The following is a 17,123-nucleotide window of genomic DNA, read 5'->3' on the forward strand; positions in this document are numbered from 1 at the left end:
GGTCTTGTCCCACACTCAATCGACGCCCGGAGTTTCCCGATGTCGCCCAAACCCACTTGTCATCTTATCCGCCCTGAAAGCACTTATGAAGGCAGGCAGGGATTGACCTATTTCGCCGGCATCGCCGCCGAAACCGTCGGCGCCTCCGGCATCTGCATGCACGTCCTCACCATGCCACCCGGCGCCCGCGCCAAGGCGCACATGCATGAGAGCCATGAAACGGCGATCTATGTCCTCTCCGGCGAAGTCCATACCTGGTATGGCGACCGGCTTGAGCATCATATCGTCGTCAAGGCTGGCGACCTTTTCTACATTCCCGCCGGCGTGCCGCATCTGCCGGCCAATCTGAGCGGCGCCCCGTCTTCGGCCGTCATTGCCCGCACCGATCCCAACGAACAGGAAAGCGTCGTCCTGTTGCCGGAACTGGATGCGCTGGTCGCCTGAATCCGACGGCATCGATAGGAACTTGCGCGTCATCGGCACCGGGAAACTTCCCCATACACAGTGCCATCCTCATCCGCGATCACCAGCTTCTTGGCGTTCTTGGGACTGCGCTTGATGGTGAACTGTATCGGCGACTGACCATCCCCGCCGTCTGCCTCGCACATTGACTTTACCACCAGCGAACCGTCAGCCTGCGTCTTCCTGTCGGTAAAGGTGCAGGCGTTGGTCGCGGTGATGAATTCCGTAGCGTTCAGCAGCAGCATGTCTTCCGCATAGACTTTCTGGCCGTTCTTGTTGATGCAGCCGGACTTGTTGCCATAGGGCTTGGACAGATCGATGCCCGCCGCCGAGGCTTGGCCCGCAGCCAGCACGAGAACCATCGCGACAGATAGACCAAAACCACGCATGCTCACCCCCAAAACGTCACAAACATGATTGCAGCGGCCCTATTTCCTCAAGGCCGGGGATGGTGATAAAGAAACCATCCTCTCCCTTGTTGGTGACCACGACGGTTTCGACCGTCGTTCCTGCCTCGCCTTCGGCAGAACAGGTCGAAATCAGCGATTGTTCACCCAGCACCGGCTTCAATTGCTGCGCGAACCGGCAGCCGCTGCCATAGGTTTCGATGCCTTCGGCGGTCAGGACGATATAAGCGTCACTGTCCTGATAGCCGACCTTGAGGCCGGCACACCCGACATCATTGCCCCAGGAGCCGGCCAGCACGCCGCCGGCTGCCGGGCCGGCCAGGACCAACGAAAAGAGCGCGGCCGAACGCGCCAAGCTCAAACCCCGGTCGCCGGGATACCGGTGCGTTCCACCTTGCGCGGCGCGGAAATCTCTTTCCACGTCGACAGCGCCCGGTTGACCGCCGCATTCGGCTCGCGAGCGACGAACTCGCCATGGCCGGGCTTGGCCTTGACCTCGGCCTCCTGGATCGACAATTCGCCGCGCGAGAAGACGAAGCGCGGCAGGCCAGTCACTTCGAACCCTTCGAAGACGTTGTAATCGATCACCGACTGCTGCTTTTTCGACGTGATCTTCTTCTTGGCGCCGGGATCCCAGACGACGATGTCGGCATCGGCACCTTCGACGATGGCACCCTTTTTCGGATACATGTTGAGGATCTTGGCGATGTTGGTCGAGGTCACCGCGACGAACTCGTTCATCGTCAGCCGGCCAGTGTTGACGCCAGTCGTCCACAGCACCGGCATACGATCTTCCAGTCCGCCGGTGCCGTTCGGGATCTTGGTGAAATCGCCGACGCCGTTGCGCTTCTGCTTGGTGGTGAAGGCACAGTGGTCGGTCGCCACCACCTGCAGCGAGCCCGCCTGCAGGCCGGCCCACAGCGAGTCTTGGTGGAGCTTATTGCGGAAGGGCGGGCTCATCACGCGGCGCGCCGCATGGTCCCAGTCCTTGTCGAAATATTCGCTCTCGTCGAGTGTCAGATGCTGGATCAGCGGCTCGCCGAACACCCGCATGCCCTTCTGCCGCGCGCGGCGGATCGCCTCATGGCTCTGCTCGCAGGAGACATGCACGACATAAAGCGGCACGCCGGCCATGTCGGCGATCATGATGGCGCGGTTGGTCGCCTCGCCCTCGACTTCGGGCGGGCGCGAATAGGCATGACCCTCCGGACCATTGTTGCCGGCGGCAAGCAGCTTCTGCGACAGGGCCGCAACCACGTCGCCATTTTCGGCATGCACCAGAGGCAGCGCGCCAAGGTCGGCGCAGCGCTGGAACGACGCATACATCTCGTCGTCGTCGACCATCAGCGCGCCCTTGTAGGCCATGAAATGCTTGAACGAGGTGATGCCCCTGTCGACGACATCAGCCATCTCGTCGAACACCTGCTTGCCCCACCAGGTGACCGCCATGTGGAAGGAGTAGTCGCAGGATGCCTTCGAGGTCTTGTTGTCCCACATCTGCAAGGCTTCGAGCAGCGACTGCTTCGGCGCCGGCAGGCAGAAATCGACCACCATCGTCGTGCCGCCAGCAAGGGCTGCCCGCGTGCCGGATTCGAAATCGTCGGCCGAATAGGTGCCCATGAACGGCATTTCGAGATGGGTGTGCGGGTCGATGCCGCCCGGCATGACGTAGCAGCCGGTGGCGTCGAACTCGTGGTCGCCATGCAGTCCCGCGCCGATGGCAACGATCTTGCCGTGGCTGAACAGCACATCGGCCTTCCAGGTGCGGTCGGCAGTGACGATGGTGCCGTTCTTGATGACTTTGGTCATTTTTCTTGTTCCCTTGTTCTCTTCGCGCTTCTTTGCGAGCGGCGTTTGGAAAGTAGATTTCTAAGCTCACTCCACGATGACAGCCGTCTCCACCACCGCGTGGAACAATACATCGGCGCCGGCGCTGGCCCATTCCTTGGTGATCTCCTCAGCCTCATTGTGGCTGAGACCATCGACGCAGGGGCACATCACCATTGCGGTCGGCGCAACGCGGTTGATCCAGCAGGCGTCATGACCCGCGCCGGAGACGATGTTGCGATGGGAATAGCCGAGGCGTTCGGCGGCATCGCGGATCGCCTTGACGCAACCTGCGTCAAAGGTGACCGGATCGAAAGCGCCGACCTGTTCGACTTGGTAGCGGATGTCGAGCGCCTCGCAGATCGTGTCGATGCCTTCGCGGATGCGGCCGTCCATGGCATCCAGCACTTCCTTCTCGGGCGAGCGGATGTCGATGGTGAAGACGGTGCGGCCGGCGATGATGTTGCGCGAGTTGGGATAGACCTCCATGTGGCCGACCGCGCCGACGGCGTCGGGCTGGTAGTCCATGGCGATCTCGTGCACCAGTTCGATCACCCGTGCCATGCCGAGCCCGGCATTGCGGCGCTTTGGCATCGGCGTCGAGCCGGTATGCGCTTCCTTGCCGGTCAGCGTCACCTGCAGCCACTTCAGGCCCTGGCCGTGGGTGACGACACCGATGTCGATGCCCTCGTCCTCAAGGATCGGTCCCTGCTCGATATGCAGTTCGAAAAAGGCGTGTATCTTGCGGTCACCGACTTTCTCGGTGCCCTTCCAGCCGATGCGTTCGAGCTCCTCGCCGAATTTTTTCCCCTGCTGGTCGGTGTGCCCGTAGACATCGGCCTGGTCGAGCACGCCGGCGAACACGCCGGACGCCATCATCGCCGGCGCGAAGCGCGCGCCCTCCTCGTTGGTCCAGTTGGTGACAACGATCGGATGTTTGGTCTTGATGCCGAGATCATTGAGCGAGCGCACCACTTCAAGCCCGCCCAGCACGCCGAGCACGCCGTCATATTTGCCGCCCGTCGGCTGCGTATCGAGATGACTGCCGACATAGACTGGCGGCAGGCTGGGATCGGTGCCTTCTCGGCGGGCAAACATCGTGCCCATCTCGTCGACGCCCATTTCGAGTCCGGCCGCATCGCACCAGCGCTTGAACAGATGCCGGCCCTCGCCGTCCTCGTCGGTCACGGTCTGGCGATTGTTGCCGCCGGCAATGCCGGGGCCGATCTTCGCCATCTCCATAATGGAATCCCACAAACGGTCTGAATTGATTCGCAGATTCTCACCGGGTGCGGCCATGCTTTAAAACCTCATCGATTGCAGGGCGCCGGCGTCCCCCTCCCCCTCGAGGGGAGGGTGGCCGCGAAGCGGTCGGGTGGGGTCGCCGAACATGCGCTCGACCTTCTCCTTGACCACCTGTGCGACATGCCACGCGCTATTTATGACATCGGGCTCGTCAACGCGAAAGACGTCGAACCCGAGCGACCGGAGATAGGCATCGCGGACGGCATCGTGCCGCTTACCCCTCTCATGTTCGTGCAGGTCACCATCGACTTCTACGACCAGCTTTACGGCGAGGCACGCGAAGTCGACGATATAAGGCCCGATCGGGCACTGGCGGCGGAACTTGATGCCCGCCGACTTCAGCTCCCGCAGTTCATACCACAACAGGGATTCGCCCTTGGTCGCGTGAACTCGAAGCGCGCGCGCCTTCTGGCGCATTTCGAAACTCACGCGGGTACGGGGCATCAGGAGCGACCTCGCAGCAAAAGATCAGGTCGGCGCACTGCCGCACCGACCCCACCCGACCGCTTCGCGGCCACCCTCCCCTCGAGGGGGAGGGATATCCGCGTCCAGTTCTTCAATCGATCGCCCTCAGCACGTCCCGGACATGGTCGATCAATTCGTTGATCTGGCCCTTGGTGATGATCAGCGGCGGCGACAGCGCAATGATATCCCCGGTGGTGCGGATCAGCGCGCCGCGCTCGAATGCCTTGACGAAAGCGGAGAAGGCTCGCTTGGTCGGCTGGCCGGCGATCGGAGCCAGTTCGATCGCGCCGATCAGGCCGATGTTCCTGATGTCGATGACGTTCGGCTCGCCCTTCAGCGAATGCAGCGCGTCTTCCCAGTACGGCGCCAGCTCCTCGCCGCGGGTGAGTAGTCCCTCTTCCTTGTAGGTGTCGAGCGTGCCGAGTGCTGCTGCACAGGCGATCGGATTGCCCGAATAGGTGTAGCCGTGGAAGAATTCGATCATGTGCTCGGGGCCGGTCATGAAGGCGTCGTGGATTTCCTTCTTCACGAACACCGCTCCCATCGGGATGACGCCGTTGGAGACGCCCTTGGCGGTGGTCATGATGTCAGGCGTGACGCCGAAGTAATCGGCGGCGAACGGTGTGCCGAGACGGCCGAAACCGGTGATGACCTCGTCGAAGATCAACAGGATGCCGTGCTTGGTGCAGATCTCGCGCAGCTTCTGCAGATAGCCCTTCGGCGGCAGGATGACGCCGGTGGAACCGGCGACCGGTTCGACGATGACGGCGGCGATGGTCGAGGCGTCATGCAGGGCGACGATGCGCTCCAGCTCGTTGGCGAGTTCCGCGCCATGCTCCGGCACGCCCTTGGTGAAGGCGTTCTTTTCCGGCAGATGCGTGTGCGGCATATGGTCGACGCCGCCGAGCAGCGTGCCGAACATCTTGCGGTTGGTGACGATGCCGCCGACCGAGATGCCGCCGAAATTGACGCCATGATAGCCGCGCTCGCGGCCGATCAGGCGGGTGCGGGAGCCCTCGCCCCTGGCGCGGTGATAGGCGATTGCCATCTTGAGCGCGGTTTCGACCGATTCCGAACCGGAATTGGTGAAGAAGACATGATCCATGCCCTTGGGCGCGAGGTCGACCAGGCGGTTGGCCAGTTCGAAGACGATCGGGTGGCCCATCTGGAAGGCGGGCGCATAGTCGAGTTCGGCAGCCTGGTGCTGGATCGCCTCGGTGATCTTCGGCCGGCAGTGGCCGGCATTGACGCACCACAGGCCGGCGGTGCCGTCGAGCACCTTGCGGCCGTCGCTGGTCGTGTAATGCATGTCCTTGGCGGACACCATCATGCGCGGCGCCTGCTTGAACTGCCGGTTTGCCGTGAACGGCATCCAAAATGCGCTGAGATCGTTCGGCGTGACTTTCAGCCGGTTGGACATGACCAAGACTTCCCCTTGTAACCTGTTTCGGTGCGCCCAACGCTTGGTCTTTGCCGCGTTTTCATGCTACGCAAATTTTGACCGATTGGACAAACGTTAGCACCGCCCTGCCGGCGGTCAAGGGATTACTAGCGGAAATGCGGCACCTGAAGTGCGTTCCACAGGCTAGGGAAAAACTGGTCCAGAGAATTGGTCCAGATGACCCTCAACACGAGGGCTTGCAAGGGTGACCACCGGAACGGACGCCCCTCGCCGGACCCGCATCCAGCAGGAAAAGCGGGAACTCATCCTGGAGGCGGCGCTCGAGGTGTTCTCCACCAACGGTTTCCGTGGTTCGACCATCGACCAGATCGCCGAAGCCGCCGGCATGTCGAAGCCGAACCTGCTCTACTATTTTCGCCGCAAGGAAGACATCCACGAGACTCTGATGCAGCGCCTTCTCGACACCTGGCTGGCGCCGCTGCGCGAGTTGGACGACATTGGCGATCCGCTGACCGAATTGCGCAGCTATATCAGACGCAAGCTGGAGATGGCGCGCGATTTCCCGCGCGAGAGCCGGCTGTTCGCCAACGAGATCCTGCAAGGCGCGCCGCGCATCATGCCGCTGCTGGCCGGCGAGTTGAAAACGCTGGTCGACGAGAAGGCCGTCGTCATCAAGGGCTGGATGCGTGCCGGCAAGATCGCCCGCACCGACCCCTGGCACCTGATCTTCTCGATCTGGGCAACGACGCAGCACTATGCCGATTTCGACGTCCAGGTCCGCGCCGTGCTCGGGCCGAACCGCGGCGGCGACGGCCGCTTCGAGGACGCGGCGAGATTTCTCGAGCAGTTGTTCCTCGACGGGCTCAAGCCGAAGGCCTGAAGCCTCAGGCGCTGCGACGTTCGGCCGGCAGCGCGTCCAGCAAGGTCTGCAGCTTGGCGACGGAGTTTTGCTCGGCAAGAGGCGTGTAGACGATCAGCTTCATGTCGGAGCCGTCGCCGATCGACAAGCTCATATGCTCGAAGGTCATGGCGCCCGCGCTCGGGTGCCGGACGTGCTTCACTCCCGACAGTCGGTGCGCGACGTCGCGCTGCGGCCACCAGCTGCGAAACTCGGGGCTAGAGCGCGTCATCAACTCGATCAGCCGCTCGAAATCCGGGTCGCCGACATATCTGGCGCTTGCGGCCCGAAACGAGGCAAGCACGGTGCGCGCCAATTGCTCCCAGTCGACCAGCAGGCGCCGGTGGTGCGGGTTGGTGAACACCATGTGGACGATGTTGCGGGCGTCACCTTCCAGCAGGCCATAATCGCCGAACACCGCGACCGCCGCCGGGTTCCAGGCCAGCACGTCCCAGCGCCGCCCGACAACATAGGCCGGCTGCAGCACCAGGCTTTGCAGCATATGCAGCAACGGACCGTCGACCTTTTCCGGCGCTACGGCACGGCGCTCCGGCTGCTGGCGGTCGGCAAGGATGAACAAATGCTGTTTTTCGGCGGCGTCGAGGCGCAACGCTTCGGCGAGCGCGGTCAGCACCTCGACCGACGGCCTGACCTCACGCCCTTGCTCCAGCCATGTGTACCAGGTGGTGCCGACGCCGGCGATCATCGCCACTTCCTCTCGGCGCAAGCCCGGCGTGCGCCGCCTGAGACCGGCGGTAATGCCTGTGGCTGACGGGGTCAGCCTTTCGCGGCGCGAGCGCAGGAAGGCGCCAAGCTCGCGCCGGCGGCTGTCTTCAGCCGAGTGAGTAGGGGTCGGGCGGGGTTGGGACTCCATGCGCCTAATATAGCAGTATTGATACCAGGATAAAGTTTGAACTGTTTGGCTCGCGCCAACTGCCCCATCTTCCACTCAGAGCAACAGAACGGAGGCTCTGAACATGGACCCGAAAGACAAGACAATCCTCGTCACCGGCTCAACCGACGGCGTCGGCCGCGTCGTCGCGCAACGGCTCGGCGCCGCGGGCGCCCGCGTGCTGGTACATGGTCGCGATGCAACGCGCGGCAAGGCTGTTGTCACTGAAATTGAAGCCACCGGCGGCAAGGCTGAGCTTCTGGTCGCCGACCTGTCCTCACTGGCCGAGGTCCGCCGCCTCGCCGGGGCCGTGCGTGCCAGGACAGACCGGCTCGACGTCCTTATCAACAATGCCGGTGTCGGCACCGCTGGACAAGGCGCCAAGCGCCAGGTCAGCGCCGATGGCTACGAATTGCGCTTCGCCGTCAATTATCTCGCTGGTTTCCTGCTGACGTCGGAACTTCTGCCGTTGCTGAAGGCCAGTGCTCCGGCGCGCATTGTCAATGTCGCCTCGGCGGGGCAGCAGGCGATCGACTTTAGCGATGTCATGCTGACCCGCTCGTATGACGGCGTGCGCGCCTATTGCCAGAGCAAGCTGGCGCAGATCCTGTTCACCATCGACCTATCGGAGCAGCTGAAGGGTACCGGCGTCATCGTCAACGCGCTGCATCCGGCGAGTTACATGAACACCACCATGGTTCGGCAGGCGGGTGTCACGCCTTGGAACTCGGTCGAGACCGGGGCTGACGCTATCCTCAATCTCGCCACGTCGCCAGCGCTCGACGGAAAAAGCGGCCTCTATTTCGACGGCCTGCGCGAATCCCGAGCCGATGCCCAAGCCTACGACGCCAAGGCAAGACAACAGTTGCGCGCCTTGAGTCTCGACCTCATCGACCCGGCCTCACCAACATCGAAAGAACAGCGTTCATGACCAAGGCGACCCAGCACACCGTCATCATCGGCGGATCGTCCGGCATCGGCCTGGCGACGGCGCGAAAACTGCTCGGCCCGGGCATGAAGGTGACCATCACCGGGCGCAACGAGGAGAAGCTGAAGAGCGCATGGAAAAGCCTCGGCGGCGCTGCCGACAAGGCTGCTTTCGATGCCGCGAAGCCGGACGAGGTCAGCGGCTTCTTCGAGCGCCTTGGCCCTTTCGATCATCTGGTACTGGCCGCCAGCGGCGGTAAGGGTCTTGGCCTCTTCCCCACGCTTGACCTGACCGACATCGGCAGCGGCGTCGACGAGAAAGTCCGCCCGCAGCTGTCTTGCCTGCAGGCTGCTTTGCCGACTCTGAACAAGGCCGGATCGGTCACCTTCATCTCGGCGGTCTCGGCTCAGCTCGCTATGCCGGGCGTCGCCGGCATCGCTGCCATCAATGGCATGCTGTTGACAGTGGTGCCGATCCTGGCGGTGGAGCTGAAACCGTTGCGCGTCAATGTGGTGGCGCCCGGCGTCATCGACACGCCGTGGTGGGACTTTCTGGCCGAGGAGCAGAGGCAGGAGCTCTTTGCCGATTATGCCGGCAAGACCCCAGTCGGCCGCATCGGTCGCGCCGAGGACGTCGCGGAGGCAATAGCCTTTCTCGTATCCAACAGCTTCATGACCGGCCAGGTGCTGACGTGCGATGGCGGCCTGCGCTATGCGGCCTAACGGGGTGCTCCGGAATGTGGGAATAATCAGGCGTGTCGGCCCCATACATCTTGTTGTCGATCGCTTCTTGCCACCTGGAGTCGGCGTCGGACGGTGAGACGCCGGCGGTCCCATGGGAGCGGGAATGAAGCCAATTCGGCGTGATTTCTCGAATCAATTGTGCAAGGCGTCCCATCGAAACCGTTCCTTTCCTTCCTTTCCCGCACGCGCGATCGCGGTTGCGCCGCTAGACCTAAAGTTGACCTCTCAGCCAGGCGAGCGTCTCGTCAACGCCGGCAAGCCCGTATCGCGCGGTGGTGTATGCTGGGGGTTTGACTCGTATCGACATGCCGCCGGCATCGTTGACGGTTTCGAAGCCGTTTTCGTCCGACGTGTCGTCGCCCAGGAAGACCGGGCGCCGGCCGGTGAATGGCGCGATATCCATGAAACGCCGGATCGCGGCGCCCTTGGCCGCCTCGAGCGGCAGCAACTCGACACCGGCATTGCCGGCAACCACCCGGTAGCCCTTGGGCAGCACGGCCAGCGCTTGCTCGACAAGCTGCGTCGCGCGAGGGAGCAGGTGCGGGGCGGCGCGCGTGTGGATGGCCAGCACCCGGCCTTTGCGCTCGATATAGGCCCCACGACCGAGCTCGGCCTCGATCTCGTCGGCAAGGGCCGCAATATCCGCCGGCTCATCCGCGATTTCGACGTCGTCGCCCGGCAGGAGCCTGTGTTCCAGGCCATAAAGCCCGGCTGCGCGCAGCTTCAAAGGCTGAAACAGCTGGTCCACGGCCGCAACGGAGCGGCCTGTGATGAAGGCCAATGCGCCGTTCAACTTGTGATCCAGGCCTTGCAGCAAAGCGCGAAGCTCGGCGCTGACCGAGACCGCGTCCGGATGTTCCGCATGCTCCAGCAGGGTGCCGTCGATGTCGAGGAACAACGCCCAATCGCCGGTCAGCAAGGCCTGCGGCCTTTGCAGGGTTTTGCTTGCAACCTTTTGCAGGATTTCGCTCATGACAATGCCACCCGTTTCCGCTCGAACATGGACACGACATTGTCGATGCCCGGCGGCCGGTCGCCAGCACCGGTTACCCGATCGAGGTCACCGCGCTTGCGCAAGCGTGCCGCGTCCAGGAGCATGCTGCCGGCCCAGCGATAGACATTGTTGTCGCGAACCATCTGCCGCATGGGCCGCATGCGCTCGCGCTGTTCGTCTGGCGTCATGTTCAGCGCCTGCAGCAGCGCTTCGCTCATCATGGCCGCGTCGTAAGGGTTGACGATCAGCGCCTCCAGCAATTCGCGCGACGCACCGGCGAATGTGCTGAGCATCAAGACGCCCTGTTCGTCGTCGCGCGCCGTGACGAATTCCTTTGCGACCAGGTTCATGCCGTCATGCAGGCTGGTGACCATGCATATGTCGGCGGCCCGATAGATCTCATAGACCTGTTCCTGCGAATGATGTTCGGCTACCATGATCACCGGCCTGTAGCCCTCGCTGCCGTAACGCTGGTTGAGCTCTTCGGCATAGCGATGGCATTCGTCGTGGAGCAGCTTGTAAGCCGGGAGCGTGCCACGGCTGGGGGCCGCGATCTGCAGGAAGACCAGTTTTCCGATCCACTCAGGGTATCGCTTGAACAATTCGTCCAGCGCATGAAACCGATCCAGAATGCCCTTGGTGTAGTCGAGACGTTCGACCCCGACGGCCAGCTTCACATCCGCCGTAAGTCCGAACCTATTCCGCAGGCGGGCGCGGCAGTCATCGGTATCAGGCAGTTTTGCCAGCAGGTCCGCCGGCCATTCTATCGAGATCGGATAGGCGTGCACCAGCGTCGTCTGCCCACCATAGGAGATGGCCGCATCCGCCCGCTCGATACGGCTTTCCAGGAAGCGATCGACGCTTTCGGTGAAGTTGTTGGCATGGAACTGGGTATGGAAGCCGATGATCGAACTGCCGAGCAGCCCTTCGAGGATGCGTTCGCGCCATGGGCAAATGCTGTAAACCTCCGAATTCGGCCATGGGATGTGCCAGAATGTGATGACGATCGCCTCGGGCAGGCGCTCGCGGATCATGCGCGGCAGCAGCGCGAAATGGTAGTCCTGAACCAGCACGATCGGCCGCTCGTTACGCGCCTCGGCCACCACCGTGTCGGCGAACTTCCGGTTGACGGCTTGATAGGCTTCCCAATCCGAGGCGCGAAAGATCGGCCGGGTGAAGGCGATGTGGCAAAGCGGCCAGAGGCCCTCATTGGCGAAGCCGAGATAATAGCTCTGATATTCTTCCTCCGTCAGCCAGACCCGGCGCAGCGTATAGGACGGATTGCCGGGCGGCACCTGCACGCGGTCGTTGTCGTCGACCATGAGACGGTCCGCCGTTCCGCCGCCATAGGCGATCCAGGTGCCGCCACAGGCGCGGGTAATCGGCTCGAGCGCAGACACCAGTCCGCTGGCCGGCACCAGCAATTCGACGTCATCGTTCTTGCTGTTGTGGATATACGGTTCGCGGTTGGACACCACGATAACCTGCGCGCCCGGCAGGTCGTCGGCCAGAATCTTGCGCAATGTTTCAGGCGACCATGTCACCAGCGCCGCATCGGCCGATTGGCCATTCTTTTCGAACTCGCGTATCACCTTGCGCGCCGCTTCCGCGGCTACGTCTTCGCCGGCGATATGTGCAACTGTCGGAGGGCGACTGCGGCGCTGACGCGATATGGAGACGAACACGGCGAAAGCGGAAAAACCGAGGCTCGCGAAGATCAGAACCCAAAGCAGGTCCGCACCGTAATTTGTCATTGGAATATCAACTCACCTCCGGCCGTTTGGCCGCCGTTTTGTTCGTGTTCCCGATTTAAGACTATCCGCGGGGCATAGGGCCGCCGTTCGGGCCTGTGTTTTTTGCAACGCAGAAAGCCGGGATCGGTTCCGCCCAATTTGGTTCATGTTCTGACGACGAGCGGCACCAGCCCTTCATGGCGGTCCGCGAGGAACGCGACTACCCGATCGCCGACGCGTTGGAAGGTAAGATCGACCACCCTTTCGCCGACGCCCAGGTGGCGAAGAGTGAGCGTGTCGATGCCTATCGGCAGCCTGGGACGGCTAACGCGGATTTCACCATCCCAGCCGTCGATCTCCAGGCCAAGGCAGGCCTGCATCAGCATGAAGGCGGAACCCGCCGACCACGCTTGCGGCAGGCAGGCCACGGGATAGGCGATCGGTGCTTCGCCCGGCGCTCGGGTAAAACCGCAGAACAGTTCCGGCAGCCGCATGTTGAAATGGACCGCGGATTCGAACGTGCCGCTCAACAGGCGGACCACGCTTTCACGCTCGCCGTAGCGCGCCAGGCCGGTACCGCACATAGCGGTGTCATGCGGCCAGATCGACCCATTGTGATACGACATCGGATTGAAGAACACGGCATCGTCGGCAAGCGTCCTCAGCCCCCAGCCGGAATGGAAGGAGGCGGAAAGAAGCTGATCGGCGACCATCCGCGCCCGCTCCGGCTCAGGCAGTCCGACAAAGAGGAGGTGGCCCGCATTCGAGGTCCGCACCTTGCAGGGCTCCCCTGCTCCATCGATCGCCAGCGCATAAAAGCCGAGATCGTCGACCCAGAAATCGCGTTCCACCGCTGCCCGCATGGCCTCCGCGCGGTCATCCCAGTGATCGGCCCTCTCGTCCTCGCCGCGGCGACGGGCAAGTGCGGCCAGCCCCCGGAAGGCGGCAAAGACATAGCCTTGAACCTCGACCAGCGCGATCGGACCCTTGGGGATGCGGCCATCGGCGTGAAAGATGGAATCGAAGCTGTCCTTCCATCCCTGGTTGGCGAGGCCGGACTCGGCGGCCCGCTGGTAGGTGACGAATCCGGTCTCGCGGCCCGCCTCCTCCGTCCATTCTGCCGCGGCGCACAGCGACGGCCACAGGATGTCGATGAACGCCATGTCGCCGGTACGATCGGCATAGGCACAGGCGAGATGGATGTAGAGCGGCGTCGTGTCGACGCCGCCATAGTAGCGGCCGAACGGAAGCTCCCGCAGCGCCGCCATCTCGCCCTTGCGCGTCTCGTGCATGATCTTGCCGGGCTGCGAATCGCTGAATGGCAATGTCTCCGTCGCCTGGTGCTGGGCAAGGAAGGCCAGCACCCCCCGCGCCAGGCCTGGATTGAGCCACAGCATCTGCAGCGCCGAGATGACGCCGTCACGGCCGAACGCCGTCGAGAACCAGGGGATGCCGGCATAGGGATAGGGTCCCGTCGCCAGTTCGGTTGTGAGCAGCGCGACATCGGCGCGGGCGCGCTCCACCCAGTCGTTGAAGACGCGGCCCGAACTGTGCACCGTTGCGCCGTGGCGGCGCTTGGCCCGCATGCCAAAGCGAGCCCGGGCGGCGGCCGCCCGGAAACGGTCGCGGTCAGGCGCATCCGCCATCTCGGGACCGACCTCGACATAGAACACCTTGCTGCTGCGCTTGGTGACGGCAACCAGGAAATCGGCGCGTTCGGAGGTCAATTTGTCCGGCGCCTGCGAGAACGATATCGCCGATACGCGCACCAACTCATCCAACCCCTCGTAGCGCAGCAGGACGGATGTCGCATTCATCTCGGCCACATGGGCCATTCCGCGCCTCGGCCGTGTCGAGCCGCGCACTTCGAACATGTCACGGAAATCGGCGGCAAAGTGCAGGGAAACGCCGATTGTCGAGGTCTCCCGGCTGTAGTTGGAAAGGGTGATGCGCTCGAACAGCCTGTCCTGCCATAGCAGCCTGACGCGTTCGATATGAATCGCGCCCTGCGGAATGTCGCGGCCGCTGACGCTCTGGATCGGCAGATTGGTCAGGTTGGCGGTGAACAGCACATTGTCCTGGCTGAGGGAGGCGCCAAGCAGCGACGTCTGCCTGCCGCCGATGGTCAGCCGGAATTCGGAGAGCACCCGTGTATCGTCGCGGAAGAAACCGTCGCCGGCGCCGCGTATGTCGCCATAGGCATCGGCAACCGCAAAGCAGTCGGCCTGCTTGAGCGCAAACAGCCGGTGCGGCTCACGAGGAGCGGTCGCGTCGAGCGACGCAAGCGCTACGGCGGGATCGAGCTGGCGCTCATCGAGTTGGGCCATTCGTCACAAATCCTATTGTTTCGTTGCCATCGCTCGAACGTTGCTCACGATGCCTTCGCCTCAACCGGGACGCCGATCAGGCGCGCATAGGCGGCGAGGTAGTCCCCAGCCATTCTTCTGGCGGAAAACCGCTTTTCGAAAACAGCCCTCACCTTTCGCCTGTCGAGTCGCAGCAGGTCCGGCACCGCGGCGACGGCGTCGTCCATCGACCCGGCAATAAAACCGGTTACGCCCTGATCGATGATCTCTGGCAGTGCACCACAATTCCAGGCGATCACCGGCGTGCCACAGGCCATAGCCTCAATGGCGGCAAGACCGAACGGCTCCGGCCAGTCGATCGGAAACAGCAGGCCAGCCGCCTTGCCGAGAAATTCCACTTTCTGGTCCTCTTCGATCTCGCCGACATAGACGACACGGTCGCCGTCGATCAAAGGCTCGACCATCTCGTGGAAATAGGAACGATCGTCGTCGCCGATCTTTGCCGCAAGCTTCAGTTTCAATCCCGAGCGCAAGGCGATCTCGATGGCGCGGTCCGGGCGCTTGTCGCGTGAAAACCGGCCGAGGAAGCAAAGATAGGGTTCCTCCGCCGTCGTCTCGAAACTCGGCTCGTAGATGTCGGTCGGCAGTCCGTGGTGAATCGTCGCCAACCAGTTGGCCTTTGCGAGGCCCGCCTTCTGGCTGCGCGAAATGGAAATCATCGGAAAGCGCGGAAAATGCGCATAGGCCGGCGCCAGGTCGACATAATCCAGCCTGCCATGCGGCGTCGTTACCGTCCGCTCCGCCATGTCCTCGAAGAAGGAAAAGTGCAGGAAGTGGCTGAGATGGAAGTGGATGACGTCGAACTCCCGCGCCCGTTTCCGCACATCGGCAAGCATCGAAAGATGCGCCGCGATCTCGGATTTGAAGGGACGCGGATCGAGGCGAAGCGCGCATTCCCGGCCGGCCACCAGCTTTGCGGAAGTCCGGCTGTCGCCACTGGCAAACAGCGTCACCTCATGCCCCAACTCGACGAGCGCTTCGGTGAGATACGACACGATGCGTTCGGTGCCACCATAGAGCCTTGGCGGCACCGACTCATAAAGCGGCGCGACATGGGCAATTTTCATATTGAGTCCTGGATGCTCGGCATACAGGTGCCAAATGCGTCAACGGCTCGATTGGTTCCGATTTAATGATCGATGCCGTCTGCGCCTTGCGTCCGCCCTTGTCCTGAAAACGCGCATCGAGGGAATGAAAATGACCTTAGGGCCGCGGCCGGACTGTCAAACAGACTGCGCGATCAGCGTCAGGAAACCACCGCTCAGTGCGACATTGCCGACGAAGCCATTGATGCGCGAAGCCCGATCCGGGCCCTGATGGTCCCAGAAATTGTGGAACATCGGCGTGGCGACGATAAGGAATAGCAGCAGTACCGCTGCAGCGATTGCCGTCCACAGCCCGGCGATCACCAGCACGCCGGCAGCGACCTGAAGCACGATGCCAAGCCACAGCGCCAACCGCGCTTGCGGCACGCCGCGCGCGGCCATCAGCTGGGTCAGGAAAGCCGCGTTCTGAATGTTGCGCAGGCCGGCGAAAACGAAGGCGCCGCCGAGCAGCAGGCGGCCAAGAAACAGCAAGCCCGAAGGCAAATCGGCAGGCATCGAACTCTCCCTTTGAAAAACGATTGGAGCGCCGCCTCTCGACGGCGCTCCAAAACTGACCGGACAATCAGGCGGCCTTGGCCGCCGGCATCGGATGAAGTGCCTGAAACGGGACGCAGAGCCGGTTCCAGGTGTTGATCATGCCGAGCGCGACGGACAGCTTGACCAATTCTTCTTCCGAGAAATGCTCAAGTGTCCTTGCATAGAGTTCGTCCGGCACGCCGTTGTTGGCGATCAGGGTCACGGCCTCGGTCCAGGCCAAGGCGGCGCGTTCACGCTCCGAAAACAGCGGCGATTCCTTCCACGCCGACACCAGATAGAGCCGCTGCTCGGTCTCGCCGTCGCGCCTCGCCTCGCGGCTGTGCATTTCGACACAGAACGAGCAGCCATTGATCTGCGAGGCTCGCAATTTGATCAGGTGCAGCAGGCTTTCCTCGATCCCGCATTCGTCCACCGCCTTGTTGAGCGCCGCCACCGCCTTCATGATCTTCGGCGCCTTGGCGAAAAATTGCAGCCTCTGTTTCATCTGATGTCCTTTACGCTTGCTTGGTTGAACTGGATTTTTGCGGCCGCTGATGGCGCGCGACAAAGGCGCAGCCGGCGGCGACCGAACGCGGATCGGCATCGGTCATGTATTCCGAAACGATGTCGGACAGCTTCGCCTCGGCGAGTGCAGCCCGATAGGCCTTCTCGGCCTTCAGCATCGCGGCGTTGATGCCGCAGGGTTTGACATAGGCAGATGCGTCGAGCCTGACCGGACTGTTGCGGCGGATCTCGCCGCAGCGAAAGGCCGGCTCACGCCCTTCGACGGCCAGCACGATATCGAGCAGCGAAATCCGCTCGGCCGACCGCGCCAGCCGATAGCCGCCGGCCGGTCCCGAGACCGATTCCAGGATGCGCGCGGCGGTCAGCATGTTGAGATGTTTCAGGAGATAGCTCGGCGACAGGCCGAACGCCTCCGCCATCGCGGAGGCCGCCAAGGTGCTGTTGCCTTCGACACCGGCCAGCATGGCGGCGCAGTGGATGGCCGCCTCAACGCCCTCGCCCAACTTCATTGGATGGATCCCCTAATCATGGATATCTTTTATCGTGGATAATTT

At 62.8% G+C, this 17,123-nt stretch carries 18 protein-coding genes; 4 read left to right on the forward strand and 14 right to left on the reverse strand.

The features are described from left to right. The first annotated feature begins 39 nt into the window (after window positions 1-39). The gene (locus NKI20_RS08165) at window positions 40-444 is read left to right on the forward strand and encodes a cupin domain-containing protein (RefSeq protein WP_352829713.1); all 405 of its coding nucleotides are present in this window, start codon (window positions 40-42) and stop codon (window positions 442-444) included. Window positions 445-473: 29 nt separating this feature from the next. Here NKI20_RS08165 and NKI20_RS08170 read toward each other — a convergent pair whose 3' ends face one another. From NKI20_RS08170 to aptA, 6 genes are all read right to left on the reverse strand, one after another. Further along, on the reverse strand, window positions 474-851 hold the full coding sequence (locus tag NKI20_RS08170; RefSeq protein WP_352829715.1) for a hypothetical protein: 378 nt from the start codon (window positions 849-851) through the stop codon (window positions 474-476). Window positions 852-867: 16 nt separating this feature from the next. Continuing rightward, a complete protein-coding gene (locus tag NKI20_RS08175) occupies window positions 868-1,224 on the reverse strand; it encodes a hypothetical protein (RefSeq protein ID WP_352829717.1) in 357 nt (118 codons plus the stop codon). A 2-nt stretch (window positions 1,225-1,226) separates the two neighbouring features. Beyond that, window positions 1,227-2,678 carry a dihydropyrimidinase gene (gene hydA, locus NKI20_RS08180; protein WP_352829719.1) on the reverse strand — a complete coding sequence of 484 codons (1,452 nt, stop codon included), beginning with the start codon at window positions 2,676-2,678 and terminating at the stop codon, window positions 1,227-1,229. Window positions 2,679-2,744: 66 nt separating this feature from the next. Then, window positions 2,745-3,995: a Zn-dependent hydrolase gene (locus tag NKI20_RS08185; protein WP_352829721.1), complete on the reverse strand. Its 1,251-nt coding sequence runs from the start codon at window positions 3,993-3,995 to the stop codon at window positions 2,745-2,747. A 3-nt stretch (window positions 3,996-3,998) separates the two neighbouring features. Further along, the gene (locus NKI20_RS08190; RefSeq protein ID WP_352829724.1) at window positions 3,999-4,418 is read right to left on the reverse strand and encodes an endonuclease domain-containing protein; all 420 of its coding nucleotides are present in this window, start codon (window positions 4,416-4,418) and stop codon (window positions 3,999-4,001) included. A gap of 139 nt (window positions 4,419-4,557) precedes the next feature. Further along, on the reverse strand, window positions 4,558-5,886 hold the full coding sequence (gene aptA / locus NKI20_RS08195) for an omega-aminotransferase AptA (RefSeq protein WP_352829726.1): 1,329 nt from the start codon (window positions 5,884-5,886) through the stop codon (window positions 4,558-4,560). Window positions 5,887-6,112: 226 nt separating this feature from the next. Here aptA and NKI20_RS08200 point away from each other — a divergent pair, with 226 nt between their 5' ends. Beyond that, window positions 6,113-6,748: a TetR family transcriptional regulator C-terminal domain-containing protein gene (locus NKI20_RS08200; protein WP_352829728.1), complete on the forward strand. Its 636-nt coding sequence runs from the start codon at window positions 6,113-6,115 to the stop codon at window positions 6,746-6,748. 4 nt (window positions 6,749-6,752) lie between these two features. Here NKI20_RS08200 and NKI20_RS08205 read toward each other — a convergent pair whose 3' ends face one another. After that, on the reverse strand, window positions 6,753-7,640 hold the full coding sequence (locus tag NKI20_RS08205) for a helix-turn-helix transcriptional regulator (RefSeq protein ID WP_352829730.1): 888 nt from the start codon (window positions 7,638-7,640) through the stop codon (window positions 6,753-6,755). Window positions 7,641-7,743: 103 nt separating this feature from the next. On the opposite strand from NKI20_RS08205, the gene NKI20_RS08210 reads away from it, so the two are divergent. Then, window positions 7,744-8,589, forward strand: coding sequence for an SDR family oxidoreductase (locus NKI20_RS08210; protein WP_352829732.1), 846 nt, complete (start codon window positions 7,744-7,746; stop codon window positions 8,587-8,589). Next, window positions 8,586-9,308, forward strand: coding sequence for an SDR family oxidoreductase (locus NKI20_RS08215; RefSeq protein WP_352829734.1), 723 nt, complete (start codon window positions 8,586-8,588; stop codon window positions 9,306-9,308). The genes NKI20_RS08210 and NKI20_RS08215 overlap by 4 nt, the downstream gene beginning before the upstream one ends. Before the next feature lie 232 nt (window positions 9,309-9,540). On the opposite strand, the gene otsB is transcribed toward NKI20_RS08215, so the two are convergent. The 7 genes from otsB to NKI20_RS08250 all read right to left on the reverse strand — a co-directional run bounded on the left by otsB (window position 9,541) and on the right by NKI20_RS08250 (window position 17,078). Continuing rightward, window positions 9,541-10,302 (reverse strand): trehalose-phosphatase, encoded by a 762-nt coding sequence (otsB, locus tag NKI20_RS08220; protein ID WP_352829736.1) that lies wholly within the window; start codon window positions 10,300-10,302, stop codon window positions 9,541-9,543. Beyond that, on the reverse strand, window positions 10,299-12,077 hold the full coding sequence (locus NKI20_RS08225; RefSeq protein WP_352829738.1) for an alpha,alpha-trehalose-phosphate synthase (UDP-forming): 1,779 nt from the start codon (window positions 12,075-12,077) through the stop codon (window positions 10,299-10,301). Before NKI20_RS08225 ends, otsB begins: the two co-directional genes overlap by 4 nt. 143 nt (window positions 12,078-12,220) lie before the next feature. Further along, a complete protein-coding gene (locus tag NKI20_RS08230) occupies window positions 12,221-14,383 on the reverse strand; it encodes an amylo-alpha-1,6-glucosidase (RefSeq protein WP_352829740.1) in 2,163 nt (720 codons plus the stop codon). Between the two features lie 44 nt (window positions 14,384-14,427). Continuing rightward, on the reverse strand, window positions 14,428-15,489 hold the full coding sequence (locus NKI20_RS08235) for a glycosyltransferase family 4 protein (RefSeq protein WP_023756943.1): 1,062 nt from the start codon (window positions 15,487-15,489) through the stop codon (window positions 14,428-14,430). Window positions 15,490-15,645: 156 nt separating this feature from the next. Beyond that, window positions 15,646-16,023 (reverse strand): DoxX family protein, encoded by a 378-nt coding sequence (locus NKI20_RS08240; protein ID WP_352604275.1) that lies wholly within the window; start codon window positions 16,021-16,023, stop codon window positions 15,646-15,648. Between the two features lie 67 nt (window positions 16,024-16,090). After that, window positions 16,091-16,549: a carboxymuconolactone decarboxylase family protein gene (locus NKI20_RS08245; RefSeq protein ID WP_352829743.1), complete on the reverse strand. Its 459-nt coding sequence runs from the start codon at window positions 16,547-16,549 to the stop codon at window positions 16,091-16,093. A 10-nt stretch (window positions 16,550-16,559) separates the two neighbouring features. Next, entirely contained in the window at window positions 16,560-17,078 is a 519-nt protein-coding gene (locus NKI20_RS08250; protein ID WP_352604279.1) for an RrF2 family transcriptional regulator, read from the reverse strand. Window positions 17,079-17,123 lie beyond the last annotated feature (45 nt).

Source organism: Mesorhizobium sp. M0830, from assembly GCF_040319965.1.
Lineage (GTDB): Bacteria > Pseudomonadota > Alphaproteobacteria > Rhizobiales > Rhizobiaceae > Mesorhizobium.

Coding starts and splice junctions, on each gene's coding strand:
- NKI20_RS08165 (WP_352829713.1), top strand. CDS start 40: ATGTCGCCCAAACCCACTTGTCATCTTATCCGCCCTGAAAGCACTTAT.
- NKI20_RS08170 (WP_352829715.1), bottom strand. CDS start 851: ATGCGTGGTTTTGGTCTATCTGTCGCGATGGTTCTCGTGCTGGCTGCG.
- hydA (WP_352829719.1), bottom strand. CDS start 2,678: ATGACCAAAGTCATCAAGAACGGCACCATCGTCACTGCCGACCGCACC.
- NKI20_RS08185 (WP_352829721.1), bottom strand. CDS start 3,995: ATGGCCGCACCCGGTGAGAATCTGCGAATCAATTCAGACCGTTTGTGG.
- NKI20_RS08190 (WP_352829724.1), bottom strand. CDS start 4,418: ATGCGCCAGAAGGCGCGCGCGCTTCGAGTTCACGCGACCAAGGGCGAA.
- aptA (WP_352829726.1), bottom strand. CDS start 5,886: ATGTCCAACCGGCTGAAAGTCACGCCGAACGATCTCAGCGCATTTTGG.
- NKI20_RS08205 (WP_352829730.1), bottom strand. CDS start 7,640: ATGGAGTCCCAACCCCGCCCGACCCCTACTCACTCGGCTGAAGACAGC.
- NKI20_RS08210 (WP_352829732.1), top strand. CDS start 7,744: ATGGACCCGAAAGACAAGACAATCCTCGTCACCGGCTCAACCGACGGC.
- NKI20_RS08215 (WP_352829734.1), top strand. CDS start 8,586: ATGACCAAGGCGACCCAGCACACCGTCATCATCGGCGGATCGTCCGGC.
- otsB (WP_352829736.1), bottom strand. CDS start 10,302: ATGAGCGAAATCCTGCAAAAGGTTGCAAGCAAAACCCTGCAAAGGCCG.
- NKI20_RS08225 (WP_352829738.1), bottom strand. CDS start 12,077: ATGACAAATTACGGTGCGGACCTGCTTTGGGTTCTGATCTTCGCGAGC.
- NKI20_RS08230 (WP_352829740.1), bottom strand. CDS start 14,383: ATGGCCCAACTCGATGAGCGCCAGCTCGATCCCGCCGTAGCGCTTGCG.
- NKI20_RS08235 (WP_023756943.1), bottom strand. CDS start 15,489: ATGAAAATTGCCCATGTCGCGCCGCTTTATGAGTCGGTGCCGCCAAGG.
- NKI20_RS08240 (WP_352604275.1), bottom strand. CDS start 16,023: ATGCCTGCCGATTTGCCTTCGGGCTTGCTGTTTCTTGGCCGCCTGCTG.
- NKI20_RS08245 (WP_352829743.1), bottom strand. CDS start 16,549: ATGAAACAGAGGCTGCAATTTTTCGCCAAGGCGCCGAAGATCATGAAG.
- NKI20_RS08250 (WP_352604279.1), bottom strand. CDS start 17,078: ATGAAGTTGGGCGAGGGCGTTGAGGCGGCCATCCACTGCGCCGCCATG.